This is a genomic window from Gloeocapsa sp. DLM2.Bin57 (assembly GCA_007693955.1).
Classification (GTDB): domain Bacteria; phylum Cyanobacteriota; class Cyanobacteriia; order Cyanobacteriales; family Gloeocapsaceae; genus Gloeocapsa.
In genome coordinates this window covers 21,858-37,456 of sequence record RECR01000083.1, presented here as the reverse complement: position 1 = coordinate 37,456, position 15,599 = coordinate 21,858, and the positions used below count along the sequence as shown (strand labels likewise).

General features: G+C 38.5%; 16 protein-coding genes and 1 pseudogene. 7 read left to right on the top strand and 10 right to left on the bottom strand.

Going from position 1 to position 15,599, the window contains the following annotated elements; translation table 11 throughout:
* Positions 1 to 12: 12 nt before the first annotated feature.
* The 3 genes from EA365_11030 to EA365_11020 are packed head-to-tail and all read right to left on the bottom strand — an operon-like array spanning position 13 to position 2,074.
* Positions 13 to 306, bottom strand: coding sequence for an ATP synthase subunit (locus EA365_11030; protein ID TVQ44102.1), 294 nt, complete (start codon positions 304 to 306; stop codon positions 13 to 15).
* Positions 303 to 683 (bottom strand): F0F1 ATP synthase subunit epsilon, encoded by a 381-nt coding sequence (locus EA365_11025; protein ID TVQ44101.1) that lies wholly within the window; start codon positions 681 to 683, stop codon positions 303 to 305. Before EA365_11025 ends, EA365_11030 begins: the two co-directional genes overlap by 4 nt.
* Positions 680 to 2,074, bottom strand: coding sequence for a F0F1 ATP synthase subunit beta (locus EA365_11020; GenBank protein ID TVQ44100.1), 1,395 nt, complete (start codon positions 2,072 to 2,074; stop codon positions 680 to 682). The genes EA365_11025 and EA365_11020 overlap by 4 nt, the downstream gene beginning before the upstream one ends.
* Before the next feature lie 226 nt (positions 2,075 to 2,300).
* Between EA365_11020 and EA365_11015 the strand changes: the two genes are divergently transcribed.
* Genes EA365_11015 through EA365_11000 form a run of 4 tightly spaced genes read left to right on the top strand, consistent with a single transcriptional unit; the run spans position 2,301 to position 5,816 of the window.
* Complete coding sequence (locus EA365_11015) at positions 2,301 to 2,627, top strand: translation initiation factor (protein ID TVQ44099.1); 327 nt, start codon at positions 2,301 to 2,303, stop codon at positions 2,625 to 2,627.
* 3 nt (positions 2,628 to 2,630) lie between these two features.
* Positions 2,631 to 4,199 carry a DUF697 domain-containing protein gene (locus EA365_11010; GenBank protein ID TVQ44098.1) on the top strand — a complete coding sequence of 523 codons (1,569 nt, stop codon included), beginning with the start codon at positions 2,631 to 2,633 and terminating at the stop codon, positions 4,197 to 4,199.
* A gap of 2 nt (positions 4,200 to 4,201) precedes the next feature.
* Positions 4,202 to 5,110, top strand: a complete 909-nt coding sequence (cofG, locus tag EA365_11005; GenBank protein TVQ44097.1) for a 7,8-didemethyl-8-hydroxy-5-deazariboflavin synthase subunit CofG — start codon at positions 4,202 to 4,204, stop codon at positions 5,108 to 5,110.
* Positions 5,111 to 5,120: 10 nt separating this feature from the next.
* Entirely contained in the window at positions 5,121 to 5,816 is a 696-nt protein-coding gene (locus EA365_11000; protein TVQ44096.1) for a D-alanyl-D-alanine dipeptidase, read from the top strand.
* Here EA365_11000 and EA365_10995 read toward each other — a convergent pair.
* Positions 5,806 to 7,110, bottom strand: a complete 1,305-nt coding sequence (locus tag EA365_10995; GenBank protein TVQ44095.1) for an NYN domain-containing protein — start codon at positions 7,108 to 7,110, stop codon at positions 5,806 to 5,808. The genes EA365_11000 and EA365_10995 overlap by 11 nt on opposite strands.
* Before the next feature lie 187 nt (positions 7,111 to 7,297).
* Here EA365_10995 and EA365_10990 point away from each other — a divergent pair, with 187 nt between their 5' ends.
* The gene (locus tag EA365_10990; protein ID TVQ44094.1) at positions 7,298 to 7,486 is read left to right on the top strand and encodes a hypothetical protein; all 189 of its coding nucleotides are present in this window, start codon (positions 7,298 to 7,300) and stop codon (positions 7,484 to 7,486) included.
* Positions 7,471 to 7,764 (top strand): type II toxin-antitoxin system RelE/ParE family toxin, encoded by a 294-nt coding sequence (locus tag EA365_10985; GenBank protein TVQ44093.1) that lies wholly within the window; start codon positions 7,471 to 7,473, stop codon positions 7,762 to 7,764. Before EA365_10990 ends, EA365_10985 begins: the two co-directional genes overlap by 16 nt.
* 42 nt (positions 7,765 to 7,806) lie before the next feature.
* Here EA365_10985 and EA365_10980 read toward each other — a convergent pair whose 3' ends face one another.
* Entirely contained in the window at positions 7,807 to 8,979 is a 1,173-nt protein-coding gene (locus EA365_10980) for a pyridoxal phosphate-dependent aminotransferase (protein ID TVQ44092.1), read from the bottom strand.
* 64 nt (positions 8,980 to 9,043) lie between these two features.
* Between EA365_10980 and EA365_10975 the strand changes: the two are divergent.
* Positions 9,044 to 9,133, top strand: a pseudogene (locus tag EA365_10975) (type II toxin-antitoxin system HicB family antitoxin).
* Between the two features lie 341 nt (positions 9,134 to 9,474).
* Here the strand turns inward: EA365_10975 and EA365_10970 are convergent.
* The 5 genes from EA365_10970 to dndD form a co-directional block, all read right to left on the bottom strand.
* Positions 9,475 to 9,783 carry a hypothetical protein gene (locus tag EA365_10970; GenBank protein ID TVQ44091.1) on the bottom strand — a complete coding sequence of 103 codons (309 nt, stop codon included), beginning with the start codon at positions 9,781 to 9,783 and terminating at the stop codon, positions 9,475 to 9,477.
* An 8-nt stretch (positions 9,784 to 9,791) separates the two neighbouring features.
* Positions 9,792 to 10,658, bottom strand: coding sequence for an ABC transporter permease (locus tag EA365_10965; GenBank protein ID TVQ44090.1), 867 nt, complete (start codon positions 10,656 to 10,658; stop codon positions 9,792 to 9,794).
* An 11-nt stretch (positions 10,659 to 10,669) separates the two neighbouring features.
* Positions 10,670 to 11,689 carry an ATP-binding cassette domain-containing protein gene (locus EA365_10960; protein TVQ44089.1) on the bottom strand — a complete coding sequence of 340 codons (1,020 nt, stop codon included), beginning with the start codon at positions 11,687 to 11,689 and terminating at the stop codon, positions 10,670 to 10,672.
* A 74-nt stretch (positions 11,690 to 11,763) separates the two neighbouring features.
* On the bottom strand, positions 11,764 to 13,482 hold the full coding sequence (locus EA365_10955; protein TVQ44088.1) for an MBL fold metallo-hydrolase: 1,719 nt from the start codon (positions 13,480 to 13,482) through the stop codon (positions 11,764 to 11,766).
* Positions 13,483 to 13,624: 142 nt separating this feature from the next.
* Positions 13,625 to 15,598: a DNA sulfur modification protein DndD gene (gene dndD / locus EA365_10950; GenBank protein ID TVQ44087.1), complete on the bottom strand. Its 1,974-nt coding sequence runs from the start codon at positions 15,596 to 15,598 to the stop codon at positions 13,625 to 13,627.
* Position 15,599 lies beyond the last annotated feature (1 nt).

Here is a 15,599-nt window from a genome sequence, read left to right as displayed (position 1 = left end):
AGTTTTTGACTGCTATTTAATTTTGCTTTCTTTACTAATCCAATACCAAGCGTTAAAACACCCCACAACCACACCAATAAATAAAAACATTAAAGTCCAAGAATAGGGGCTAGCAAAATGTTTATCTATCCAACTACCGATCGCGATACCAATTAAGATAGGAATACTTACAGACCAACCTACCATACCAAACATACCCAAACCAAACCAAACGGTTTTAGCTTCTTGTCTAGCTTTGAGTTTGCGTTGAGTTTTTTTACTAATTTGGTGGTGAAAACTATGCCAAAAAGGTCTAGACTTATTCATAATTGACCTATCTCCGCAAAATGACGGATAATATTAGCTTCAAACTTAGCTAAAGCCGAACGAGTGAGTTTTTCTTGTTCATCTAATACCTGAAAATGTTCAGCTAGGGTTTGTTTGAGACTTTCGAGACAATTACTTCTCACTGCGTTAAGGGTGGATACCAAAACTTCCTGTTGATGTTTAACTAAGATTCCTTCATCTATAGCTAGATATTCTCTGGTTGAGTGCGTAAACTCTAATATCCCGGGAACTAAAACCGTTACTAAGTCTAGATGATGAGGTAAAAGACAAAAACTACCATTAGCCCCCTCAGCAATGATTTTACTGACTTCTTCCTCAAGAATAACTTGATCAGGGACAAGGACTTTTAATTTCATAGTTTTTTAACTTGATTAATGTCACCAATCATATAGAGAGACTCTTCGGGATAATCGTTAAATTCATCGTTGAGAATCCGTTCACAACCCGTTAAAGCTTGTTCTAGTTTAACGCTAGTACCTTTTAATCCCGTAAACTGTTCAGTAGTAAAAAAAGGTTGAGTAAGAAATCTTTCTAGTCTTCTCGCGCGATAGACTATTTGTCGTTGACTCCCTGCTAATTCATCTAAACCTAGGATAGCAATGATATCCTTTAGTTCTTCATAATTAGCGAGAGTTGCGCGGATTGCTTGGGCTATTTGATAATGGCGATCGCCCACTACTTGGGGTGTGAGGATTTGAGATCCTGATTGTAGAGGATCAATCGCGGGATAGAGTCCTTCACTAACGCGTTTACGAGATAGTACTATAGAAGCACTTAAATGAGAGAAAGTATGTACAGCAGCGGGATCGGTGAAATCATCAGCGGGTACATAAACAGCTTGTACAGAAGTAATTGTTCCTTGGGAAGTGTTACAGATTCTTTCTTCTAATTCGGCTAATTCAGTACCTAGGGTAGGTTGATAACCAACACGAGAGGGTAATTTACCCATTAAACCCGAAACTTCTGCACCTGCTTGAATAAAGCGAAAGATATTATCAATCATTAACAGAACATCTCGTTGTTGATCATCGCGGAAATATTCAGCAATAGTTAAGGCTGCGTGACCTACCCGAAAACGAACCCCAGGAGATTCGTTCATCTGACCAAAAATCATTACAGTATTGTCTAATACTCCCGCTTCTTTCATCTCTCTATAGAGTTCTTCACCTTCTCGGGAACGTTCCCCAATCCCACAAAAGATGCTAATTCCCTGATAGTGAGCAACCAAATTATGAATGAGTTCGCTGATTAAGACGGTTTTTCCTACTCCTGCACCTCCAAATAACCCCGCTTTACCTCCCCTTTCAATAGGTGAGAGAACATCAATCGCTTTGATTCCTGTGTAAAAAATTTCGGTAGTAGTTGATCTTTCTTTCAGGGGTATTCCAGCGCCATAAATTGAGCGCCATTCTCCACCTGTAAGGGGTTGTTCATGATCAAGAGTTTCCCCAAAAGTGTTTAACATTCTTCCTAAGAGTCGATTACCTACGGGAACTTGTAAAGAATGACCTGTATCAATAACTTTTGTTCCTCTAGCTAATCCTTGGGTAGGGGTTAAAGCCAAACCCCTGATTAAATGACTATCTAGATAAGTAAAGACTTCAACGAGAATGTCTTGATTTTCTCCTGTTTTAAGTACAGTAAATATTTCAGGTAAAGTATCGTCAAAAGCTATATCTACGACACTTCCGCGAATGGCAACTACTGTACCTTGGTTGGTTGGTGGTGATTCTAGTTGTTGATACACTATCTTCTCACCTCCATAGGAGTGTTTATCTATCTCTATTGTAAATGGATTTCCAGGACAATCTATGTAAATAAAAGTAACGAAGTTAGGTATTAGGTGTTAGGAGCAATACTACTCGGTTAAGGTTAAGATTTATGTTGTGAGGTAAATTTAGAATTGAGAATGTGCGAAAAAACAATTAATTCTTCATTCTTCATTTTCCTATTGCATGAGTACCTAAAATATTATGCCTTCAGAAAAAAAACGCGTCGTTTACCAAGAATTCGGTACGAGAGAAACAGAAGAAGCAGAAACCCTTGATTTACCACCCCAACAACAAAACCTGAGAATACAAACCTCAAAAGCGGGACGTAAGGGTAAAATCGTAACGATTATCAGCGGTTTTGTCACTACGCCTGAAACTCTTAACCAAATACTCAAACAGTTAAAAACCCAATGTGGTAGTGGAGGTACAAGCAAAGAAAATACTATTGAGATTCAAGGAGACCACAAAGAAAAGATCCGACAAACTTTGATTAAACTAGGATATAAAGCAAAAATTAGCGGCGGGTAACTTATGTCTTTACCTCGTTTCCTGACGATTATCTTCGGTGTAGGTTTGATTATTGGGTTGATGTTGTGGCTAATTGGGTCTATCTCTCAACTCTATATTCAGATTGCTTTTACTAGTACTTTGTTAGCTAATCTGTTGGTAATCTTGTTGATAGCTTTACTAGCCACATTGATCGGGGTTTTCCTCTATTACTTTAATATACCTTGGTTGCGAGGTTCTCGTAAATCCCCAAAATCAGGGAGAAAAAAATTAGAAGTTCCCCTAGAAAAAACCACAGCAGCTAGCGAAACTCTCAAAGCGATACGTAAACAATTAGAACAAGTACAGGATGAAGTAGCTAGAGAAGCTTTGTTAAAACGGTCTCAGGAAATAGAGGAAAATTTAGCCAGGGGAGAGTATCAGGTCATTATTTTTGGAACGGGATCAGCGGGAAAAACTTCCCTAGTTAACGCTTTATTCGGAGAAATAGTCGGTCAAGTTGAAGCAACTATGGGAACTACTAAACTAGGAGAAAGCTACTCTCTTCATCTACCAGGATTAACCAGAAAGATCGTTATTACTGATACTCCAGGAATCCTAGAAATGGGGATAGAAGGAAACCAAAGAGAAAATTTAGCTTGTGAATTGGCTACCGAAGCTGATTTATTATTGTTCGTGGTTGATAATGATATACGTCAGTCAGAATATGAACCTTTAAAAACTTTAGTAGAAATCGGTAAGCGATCGCTGTTAATCTTTAATAAAATTGACCTCTATAGCGATGAAGATGGGGAGTTAATCTTGACTACTCTACAACGGAGGGTGAAAGCTTTTTTATCTCCTCAAGATATCATCGCCATCGCTGCTAACCCCCAACCAGTAAAATTAGCTAGTGGTGATTTAGTAAATCCTGAACCAGAGATTCTCCCCTTGATTCGTCGTTTAGTAGCGATTTTACGCGCCGAAGGTGAAGATTTAATCGCTGATAACATTCTCTTACAATCTCAACGTCTCGGAGAGCAAGCGCGATCGCTTCTGGAAGAACAACGGAAAAGACAAGCAGACAGAATCATCGATCGCTATCAATGGATTGGCGCAGGAGTAATCGCTATGACTCCCTTACCCGTGGTGGATATGTTAGCTACAGCTGCTGTTAACGCCCAAATGGTGGTAGAAATCGGTCAAGTCTATGGTTGTGAACTAAATCGCGATCGCGGACAAGAGTTAGCCTTATCTTTAGGTAAAACCCTAATTAGTCTAGGTGTAGTCAAAGGTGCTATAGACTTATTCGCCAAATTATTGCAATTGAATATAGCTACCTATGTTTTAGGAAAAGCGATTCAAGGAGTAACCGCAGCTTATTTAACGCGCATTGCGGGTAAAAGTTTTGTCGAATATTTTCGCCAAGATCAGGATTGGGGAGACGGTGGCATTACAGAAGTAGTTAAAGAACAGTTTAAACTCAGTCGTAAAGATGAATTCGTCAAAGGTTTTGTTAAAGACGCTTTAGACAAAGTAGTTCAACCCTTAACCGAGAGTTTAGGGGAAAATTGGGAACCGCTCGAAATCGATTATCAAGAGTCAGATTGGTAATTATGTCAAATAAGCAGATCATTACTTATAGTCCTAGTTATACCCTAGTTCCTACTTATGAATGTTTTAATCGTTGCAGTTATTGTAACTTTCGCACTGATGTAGGGAAAAGTCCTTGGTTAACCCTTACAGAAGCAAGAAGACAATTAGAAAAGCTACAAAATAGTGGTGTCACAGAAATTCTGATTCTCTCAGGGGAAGTTCACCCCCAAGAGTCTAGACGTCAAGCTTGGTTAGAGTTAATCTATGATTTGTCTAAATTAGCTTTAGATCTAGGTTTCTATCCCCATACTAACGCAGGTCCATTAACTTTTACTGAGATGGCTAAACTCAAAGAAGTCAATGTCTCCATGGGCTTAATGTTAGAACAATTGACACCAAAATTATTAGAAACTGTACATAAACACGCACCTAGTAAAGTCCCCCAATTGCGTTTACAACAACTGATTTGGGCGGGAGAATTACAGATACCCTTTACTACAGGCTTACTTTTAGGGATAGGGGAAACTCCCCAAGACAGAATCGAAACCTTAGAAGCGATCGCTCAAATACAATCCTCATGGGGTCATATCCAAGAGGTTATTTTACAACCTCATAGCCCCGGTCAAAAACAATCTTTTACTGCTGCTGCTTTTTCTCCTCAAGAGTTGATTGATTTAATCAAAATTGCGCGATCGCTTCTTCCTGAAAGTATCACTATTCAGATTCCCCCTAATTTAGTACCTGACGTTAAATTTATCTTAGCTTGTCTAGAAGCAGGAGCAAGGGATTTAGGCGGAATTGGACCAATAGACGTGGTTAACCCTGATTTTGAGCATTTACAAATAGATAAACTCAGCGATATTCTAGCTAGCGCGGGTTGGCGTTTAGTTCCACGATTACCCGTTTATCCCCAATATTATTTGAAATAGATTGAGACAAATGTTAAAACCCTATCATCAGATAGCTATTCAAGACTGTGGAGAATCTTTGGTAGCGATTCCCCTAGATATCTTCTCTGTCGAATCTCCTCCCCCCTATCTTAAATTAGGGGCAAATTATGGGGGGTTATCTCCCTATTATCTGCGTGAAGGGGTTGTCGAAGCTTTACAAAACGCCCAAAACAATCTACAACAACTTTACCCTAATTGGCGCTTGCATATTTTTGACGCTTATCGTCCTGTTGCTGTACAACAGTTTATGGTTGACTATACCTTTAATAGCTGTTTAATCTCTCAGGGATTGGTTAAAGATAATTTAACTCCTACTGAAATTGAGGCTATTTATGAACAAGTCTATCAGATTTGGGCTATCCCTAGTACTAACCCCCTGACTCCCCCTCCCCATAGCACAGGAGGTGCAGTAGATTTGACTATAATTGATGATAGGGGTTTAATTCTTGATTTTGGTTCGGTTATTGATGAGTTATCCCCGCGATCTCATCCCGATTATTATTTGGCTCAACAGGATTCATCTTCTCAAGAATATCACCAACGCCGAGAGTTACTAAATGAGGTTATGTGTCACGCTGGTTTCTGTCGTCATCCCGGGGAATGGTGGCATTTTTGTTTAGGTGATCAGATGTGGTGTTGGTTATCCGGTCAATCCTCTGCTCGTTATGGTATAATCAATAATTAATTCCTACATAGTAAACACTTTCTTGCTTTTTAAGTTCTAAAGATTCATAGGAAGCGATCAGTTGGGCAAATTTTTTGCCTAATTGCAGCTTCTCCATGGTTTTAGTAATAGAAACTTGGTACTTCTTTTGATACTCACTCGCTACTTGACTGATAGGTACATATTCTTGGTTTGATTCTTGAATTAGTTTACGGATGATTCTCACTAAAACGATTTCTAAGTTAACGGGAGAATCTATTTTGACTATTTCTTTTTCTTTAATACTTTCGTCAACTTTATCAGTAAAAACCGTTAGATATACATCACTATCTGAAGTAGGTTTATGAAACACTAAACCATGTTTTGAGTCTGATAATACCTCTTCTATTCCTTGTTGGGGGAAATAATATTCTATTACTTCTGATAAATTTAAATTGAGCTTTTTCTTAAACATTTGGATCAGACGTGTTAGTTTAATCCAGATTTTACCCGTTCGTTTTTGTTCACTGGTTATTAGACTTTTTACTTCCTCAAAACATTGATTGATACTAGGATATTCAGTAATTTTACTGAGAGCAAATCTTTGCATTTGTGCAGTTTGACTATTCAAAACTATTAACTCATCGCCACGACGAGAGACTTTATAAACCGTCAGACCATGATGTTGTAATGCTGTTGATAAATGATTTAAATCTCCATCAGAAGAACAGATTAAGACTTCTTTTGCTTTAGGATAATTTAACCAAATTGATGACCCAAAGGAAATCATTTTTAAATCAGCGCTATTTTTTCCAGGTGGAACGTGTAATAATTCATATCCTCTCTCGTAAAATTCTACGTCTTTTTTGCCTAGGTTGCGCCAATTACCAAAAGCAAATTTTAACTTAATGGGATAATAACATACTGTACTTAAAAATTTTTCGCTGTTAATATCAAGATAGAGATTTTCGGTATCTAATAATAAAATGGCTAAGTAAAAATCTAGTTCTTGTTGATGATTATTCGTGAAATGATAGTTAATAGCATTGTGCATAAACTCTCGAAAATAAAAAGATTTGAAAAAAATTGGATAAACTAAATAAGAGAGTAAATCTATTAACTTATTGATTAAATCATCATGATTTTCGATGTTGTTAAATTTTTTTTGTAATTTTTGTTTGAACTTGTTTTGAAAATTAACATCTTGCCATGGATAACTTCTAAACTGTTCTTTTAACCAGTTCGGATGCTTGTTGTGAATTAAAAAAAGTATCCTGACTACTCCATCACAAATAGAATTGAGGTTGATTGATTGATTAGTTGTCATACTTGACATCCTTAGTTAGTGCTTACAACCTGGTTTGTCTTTAATTATTAGTATATTATGTATAACGCTTAATCAAGTAAATATTACATAAAAATGCTTCTGATAGTAAAAATACTTAACATATTCTTAAAGTAAAATTGACCATAATCGGATAGTATATTAACTCAGAGCCAATTTCTAATCCAAATCAAGCCTGATGAAGAAACTCAAACAAAAATTAGTATCGCTCTTAACTAAATTACCCGAGGAATTTGCTGTAGAAGACATTCAGTACCATATCTATGTTATCGAAAAAATTCATCAAGGCTTAGAAATCGTCAAACAGGGTAAAAAGTTTAAACAAGAAGAAGCGGAGGGAATTCTAGGTAAATGGCTTATCAGGTAGTTTGGTCTTCAGAAGCAATTGGAGACATCGAGGCGATCGCGAGTTATATTGCGCGTGACTCGCCTTCCTATGCTGCAGCTATGGTCAGAAAATTACTAGAGGAAGTCAGACAGTTACGTCATTCGCCCTTTGCAGGTAATCCTGTTTTTGAGTGTGATGATGCTAATCTGAGGGAAGTCTTAACTTACAGTTATCGGGTAATTTACCAAATAGAAGCAGAAACCGTGATTATAGCTACTGTAGTCCACAGTAAAGCTTTACTCAGTTTAGAAGCATAACCATAGGGGTAAGTTCACTCAGAACTACCCCTTTAATCATGGTTATTGATAACTAATTCCCGCCTCTTTAAGACGTTGAATCGCTTCTTTAATCCGTTCATCAGCTACAGTTAAAGCAATACGGAAGAAACCTTCTCCCGCTTGACCATAACCATTTCCTGGTGGAACAAGAATACCGCATTTTTCTAGTAATAGGCTAACAAATTCTGTCGAAGTATAACCAGAAGGAACGCGTACCCAAACATAGAGAGTAGCTTTAGGCGCTTCGATGGGCCATCCTAAAGATTGTAACCCTTCCACAATCAGATCCCGACGACGTTGATAGACAGACATGAGCTTAGCTAAGTCAGTAGGGGGAGTTCCGAAAGCGGCGATCGCGGCTTTTTGGACAGCTTTAAAGACACCAGAATCTACATTAGTTTTAACTTGACCTAATCCCTTAATCCCAGTAGCGTTACCAACCACAAAGCCTACACGCCATCCTGTCATATTATAAGATTTTGATGTACTGTGAAACTCAATCGCTACATCTTTAGCTCCAGGAACTTGTAAGATACTAGGAGGTTGATAACCATCATAAGCCATTTCTGAGTAGGCATGGTCGTGACAGAGTAGGATATCATATTCTCGACAAAAAGCCACTAAGTCACCGAAAAACTCTAAAGTAGCGATCGCCCCTGTAGGATTATTAGGATAATTAATCCACAATAATTTAGCTTGACGGGCTATATCTGAGGGAATAGTGCTTAAATCAGGTAAAAACTGATTTTCAGGTAACAAAGGCATGACATAGGATTCGCCACCTGCAAAAATAGTAGAAGTGCGATAAACAGGATAACCAGGATCAGGTATGAGTACATAATCTCCTGGTTCAACAAAAGCTAAAAAAGTGTTATGAATAGCTTCTTTAGAACCTATAGAGGAGACTACCTCAAGATCCCGATTTAATCCAGTCACACCAAAGCGTTTTTCCATCCACGCTACCGCAGCTTGACGATATTCTTTAGTACCCTGATAGGGAGGGTAATTGTGGGTAGAAGGATCATCAATAGCTTGGTGCATAGTACTAACCACGTGTGCAGGTGTAGGCTGATCAGGGTCTCCTACTCCCATATTAATGATATCAACACCTTTGCTGATGAGTTCATCTCTTTGGCGATCGAGTTCAGCGAATAAGTAAGGAGGAATCTTGTCTAAGCGTTTAGCAAACTGCATAATTACTGGGTCAAAACGGTATTGGAAAATACTATCATTATCCTATGCTTTCGGGAGTTATTCAATGTTTTATAAAATTAGTATTATTGTCGAAAAAGATCTCGATGGTTACTATGGCTATTGTCCACAATTACCAGGATGCCAAAGTCAAGGTATGGAAAATAAAATGCTTTTGTTGAGTTAGGTAGAACGGTGGAACGGTGGAACAGTGTTATTATTCTTATATATCATACTCCCTACTCCCCTCTCTCTTTCAGGGGTATGTTTTTTACCAAGATTTTGTAGTTAGGGTGAGACTCCGAAGACAATCTGGGAAAGTGGACAAGGAAGTATATATATTATAGTACAAAAACACCGTCAGGTGTATTATCCACCTTTTCTACCTGTCTTCTTTCCTCCGAGAGTCTCATCTTCACCGAAATGTTAAAAACCTACCCTTAAGAGCCCCCATCGCCTCCCTCTTGCCGGCTATAACCATTCTTGGTTTACTTATTATTATTCTGGGGTAGTTTGTTGTTGATTTTCCCAGAGTTCTTGTTGCTGACGTTTAAAGTCCGTTGCAGCGTTGTCTAAGTTTTGTTGACTATCGCTTTGAAATTGGTCTGAGGTTCTCGATGTACCGAAATTAGCACGATGAATCAAATCAAGAGGGTTTAATCCCGCAGGACCTGTCAGAGAATTATACTCGCTTTGTTGATAGTTGGGATTATCTGTAGAATTAACTTGAGCTAAAGCAGGAGATAACAGATAAAACCAGGAAACACAACAACATAAGGTTAGGGAAAGGGATTTTAAAGTAAACATGATCTTACTTATGATAGACGACGACGTAACAGAGGTTGAATCGCAATCAGAGCAAAAATAGCAAAGAGTGACAGTACGAAAATAACTTGAGTAAAGTTAAGGGATAACCAGGGAGATTGTAAAACAGTGCTAGTTAAACTCCAATCGGGATGTAGATAAAGATAGCGAATCGGTTCGATCGCATAAGTTAAGGGATTAAATAGGGCGATCGCTTGTAACCATACTGCCATAAAATTAAGTGGAGCTAAAGCGGTACTAGCAAAAAGTAGGGGAAGATTAGCGACAAAGATGATCGCGATTAATTCTATATGACCAGGTAAAGCAAAAGCTAGACCTAAACTTAAAGCGGTTACCCCTAAGACTATTAAGAGTACAATCAGGGCGATCGCTGCTAATCCTACTAGATTAGGTAATCCTGCCCCTACAAAAGCACTAGCCATAACGATTACGCTACTTTGAATAAAACTCAGCGCCACTATATAAATAGTAGATGCAGCTACAATGGAGTAGCGAGAAGCAAGAGGAGCGACGAGAAGACGATTAAGAAAACCGAACTCGCGATCGAACATTACGGGTAACCCTGCGTTTAAAGCACCAGAAAAAGCGGTAAAGACGATAATTCCTGGAGCGAGAAATCTAGCATAATTGGTATCATCACCAAAAAGACCAACAGGTGCATTATAAAAAAGAGCACCAAACAAGATCAACCAGATAAAGGGTTGAATCACCCCAGCTACTAGAGTGGAAGGACGTCTTAATAGTTGAATAAATAGACGTTTGGTTAAAGCTAGGGTTTCTTGAATAAAATCCCCAACAGGATTAGTCGTAGATAAGGTATTTTCTCTAAATTGGGTAGTTGTTAGACTTTGACTCATAGTTATTTAACTTATTTCATTTGTTGTTTTTTTTCAGCTTTGAGATCTCTTGTACCCTGTGCTGCTAATTCTGCATCCATCAGGGTTTTTCCTGTAGCTGCTAGATAGACATCATCTAAACTAGGGCGAGATTGGGTCATACTAAAAATAGAGAAGTTAGCCTTGGTTAAAGTTTGCTCTATTTGGCTTAAACAGTTAGCTTCTGGAGTTACTACCAGGTTGAGAGAATTACCCTGAGCTTGATTAGTGATGATTTCTTGCACAAAGGGTAGAGTTTTTAGGGCTAGAGTAGCTTGTTCTGCTTCTTCTACTGTAGCAAATTCTTTGAGACGTAAGGTAATGCGTTCTCCTCCTATTCTATCTTTAAGTTGACTAGGTGTACCTTCGGCGATAACTACACCTTGGTCAATGATAGCCAGGCGATCGCAGAGTGCATCAATTTCCTCTAGATAGTGACTGGTGATTAGTACTGTTGTACCTTGTTCTTTTAAACTGCGTAAAAAATTCCAAACTACCAGACGACTTTCGATATCTAAACCTACAGTAGGTTCATCTAAGATTAACACTTCGGGTTTATGGAGTAAACCTGCGGCTAAATCCAGACGACGACGCAACCCACCAGAATAAGTCCCTGTTTTTTGGTTAGCGTAGTTAGTTAAGCCGAGTAATTCGATTAATTCAGGGATACGTTGTTTAGCTAGAGTGCGAGGGAGATGATATAATGCTGCTTGTAACTCTAGTAATTCTTGACCCGTGAGAATCTTATCGATCGCTACTTCTTGAGCTACATAACCGATTTGACGACGTACCGCGGTAGGATTGGCGATCGCCGATAGACCACATACTTCTATTTTACCCCCATCGGGTTTAGTTAGGGTACAGATACAACGAATTGTCGTAGTTTTTCCTGCACCATTAGGACCTAGTAACCCGAATATTTCCCCTGGTTGTACTTTAAAGGATATTTGCTTAACCGCGGTTACTGAGCCATAGGATTTTTGTAAGTTTTCTACTAAAACAGCAGGTGTCATAATTAGTTTTAATTAACGATTGGTTGAAATGGAAATAGACCTAAATATTTTAAGCCTATTCCAACTTGGATAACTTAGTAATAATTACCTACTTTGCGATGATGAACAGCGGTCAATCCTTCCGCTTTAGATACTCTTCCTTGGCTAACTTCACTATAAACTATCCAGTGATCGCTAGTTTCCATTCTACTACTCACAACGCATTCTAAGTAGGCTAAAGCGTCGGTGAGAATTGGTGAACCATTACTAGCGGTTTGGGTGTTAACTCCTGCGAATCTATCCGCACCGGGGGGGAAGCGTTTGAGGAAGTGTTTCATCAAGTTTTGATAATTACCTTCTTCGAGGATATTTAAGACAAAGCGATCGCCTACTTGCATCAGAGATTCTATTGCTCTATCTTTAGCGACAGCTATACTTAAACCTGGTGGGTCAAAACTAGCTTGAGATACCCAAGAAGCCAACATCGCACTACGGCTATCACCTTTTTGGGCGGTTATAATATATAAGCCTCCACTAATGCGCCCAATGGCTTTACTCAATTCATTATCTAGGGATTTACGTTGTTTAATTAACTCTTGTTGGGTTAAAGCTTGACCTAAATCTGTGCCCGCTTCTTCACAGAGTTGATAGAGGGCTTCATCGGGAGTATTTTTCACTTTTATCGGTTTAAAGGCTTGTTGTAGCCCTGTTTCGATTAATTTAGTCAAAAGTGGGTCAATTGGCTCGTCATCACCGCCGTAGGACTCATAGAGACCAATTAATTGGGGTGGGTGCGCTGCTGCTAAAATCGTTCCTAAGTTGGTGGTGGTTTCTGAGAGGTTGTTACCTGAAAGAGAAGGCATTCCTAGTACGATTGCTTGTGATTCTTTAACTAACTCTTGTACTTCTTGGGGATCTGCGGTTTTGAGATCTACCATTTCTACCGCTACTTCGGTTTTGTTGATTCCTTTGGCGATAGCTTGAGAGAGGCGATCGCTGTAACCGTAGTCTGAGAGGTAGAATAAAGCTACAGTTTTTTCTGCTTTAGCGACTTGTTGACTCCAATCCCAATAATTTTGCAGTAACTCTTGAATATTATACTTGAGTAAAGGTCCATGACCATTAGCTACTAAATTTATCTCTCCTAAGGGCTGCATACGCTTCATAGCGCCTATTACGGAACGAGCGTTAGGACCCATTAAGCATTCATAATAGAAGCGGTAATCTGGGGCTATATTGCTTAATTTCTCATCGAAGAGAGCATCACTACAATAGTGCATCCCAAAAACATCACAGGTAAAAATTGTCTGAGTGAGGTGATCATAGGTTAAGATAGTATCGGGCCAATGGAGATTTGGTGCATTGACAAACTCTAAAACATGACCATTACCTAAGTCTAATTGGTCCCCATTTTTTACCTGACGACGTTTAAAGGGTTGATGAAGAAAGTTATCTAAAAATTGTAAGGCTACTTTTGACCCAATTACGGTTACTTCGGGAGCAAGTTGTAAAATATCTTTAACTAAACCGCTATGATCTGGCTCTGTATGACTGATAATTAAATAATCTATGGTACTTGGATCAATTAGTTGCTTAAGGTTATCTAGATAAAGATTGCGAAATTTAGCATGAGATGTATCGATAAGAGCAGTTTTTTCTCCTTTGATGATATAGGAGTTATAGGTAGTGCCATTTTGGAGACCGAATTCGATATCAAAGCGATCGCGATCCCAATCTAGGGAACGTATGGCTGTTGTATCTTGGACTAGACTACTTGTTTGCATAGTTAATCTTTTTGTGGGTGTACTAACCATCTCTTCCCCCCTTTTTTAAAGTTTTGTTAAATTTTTATTCATTATAGCAAGATAGGCAAAGATTAATCTGAAATGGATTGAAAGAAAGCTAAAAATATAACAGAAGGGAGACTTCGGAGAGGGGGAGTAGGGGGAGTGTCAATCACCAGAAATAACCTGGTTTAACAGCGGTTTGACGTTGACTAGAGTCGTATTTAAGTAGATATTCACGGGCGATCGCCTGATTTTTTCGTAGTATTTTAACTTCTGTTTGTGCTATCTCGGTATCAGTAGAAAGGAGAATTACTTGATGAGAAGCAGAGGGGAAATAACGTTCAATTAGATTATAACGATGGGAGGAGTCTAACCTACCAAGAGGAGTATCTATAGCTATAGGTAAACTACGTCCTGATACACGAGCTAAACCCCATAAAAAGGCGATCGCTAACATTTGTTTTTCTCCCGCGGAGAGTCGGTGTTTGGGTACTAATTTTCCTTGGTAATCGTAGAGAGTCAGGGAGAAGTTTTGGGTATCAATAGAGACACGATAGACTAAATCCGATTTATGGAGAAGATAACGAAAACAGTCGGTTACTTCTGTTTCTAATTTATTGAGTTTTTTCAGGGTGAGACGTTCGCGAAATAATTGTAAAGTTTTTTTAACCTTAGTGATAGATTGAATAATATGCTCATTATCCTGATACTGTAAACTTTGTTCGGTATATTGTTCTAACTCTTTTTTAGTAGAAGCGATCGCTTTTAAGGTTTCTTCCCAACGACGTTTACCCAAATCATAAGCACTTTGAGCTGATAATAACTCTTGTTGGGCTTGTTGTACAGCTGCTGCTAACTTTTCATAAGCTTCAGGAGAAGCAGCTACAGCTAAACGTCTCTCATAACTTTCGATTTGTTTGTCTAATTCTGTCAAGGTGGTGAGAGTTATTGTTGCTAACTCCATCTGTTGGGGTAACTGATTCTCGAGCGTATTTTCTAAAGCTTTTAACCCTTCTGTATCCAAACCCAACCAGGGAGTAGGATGATTAGTGATTTTCTCGGTTAGATGTTGATTTTCTGTAGTGAGAAACTCCTTAACTTTACTAATTATCTCTTCTGTTAACTCCAGTTGAGCTAAATAATTTAATAACTTCTCATCTCTTTTCCCTAATACATCTCGGGTTATTTTCGCTTCTTGATATTCTAACTCTATTTGAGCTTGAGTTTTAGCTTGTTGCAGTAGTGGTAAAATCAAGCTTAGAGGTAGGTACTCCTGACTTAACTGACGTAACTGATCACGATGATTATCCCGAGACAGAGAGATATTCCTAAGTTCAGTTTCTAATTTACTTTTTTCGGCGGCTATTTTTCCACCTTCAATTCTAAAGTCTGTATCGGTGTCACGATGTTTTTGTTGTGCTTTGAGAAGTTGATTTTCTAGGGAGACTAACTCTTCTTTAGTTTTAGTAGCAGTTTCTTGCTGTTGTTGTAACTTCCCTTCGATCGCTTCTAAAGTAGCTAACTGAGTTTTACTAGCTAAAGCTTTACGTTTACGATTAGCTAACACGTCTAAATCTGTATCGAGACGTTCCACTAATTCTAAACCTAACAGAGTGGAGATAGCGTTAATTACGGTTTCTGGTGGTGATTCTAATTCGGCTAATTCCTTAACTTGTTCTCCATCAAATAAAAATAGATTAGAGATACCAATGGGTAGGATATTCTCAATATACTCATCCCAGGTATTAGCTAAAGCTGTATCGGGCCAATCATTTTCTAGGATACCTAATTGATCTTTACCATCTTTGGGGGGTTTTGTCCAACTTCTAACTATCCTAAGATCTACCCATTGGTCATGACGTACATGTTCTAGGGCTAATTCTAACCTAGTTCCTTCTCCCATAGCTATTTGGGAATGTACACATTGACTGAGAAAATCGCTATAACTAAGGTTACCACGAGTGGAACATTGTGCTCGTTGTCCATATAAAGCTAAACGAATCGCATCCATGAGGGTTGTTTTACCTCCCCCATTCATCCCCCCCAATAAAATAATGGGACGATTAGATTCTATGCTTAAATCGATAACGTGACGTCCTCGATATGGTCCAAAGTTTTCTAAAACTAGTTCGCGAAAAATCATG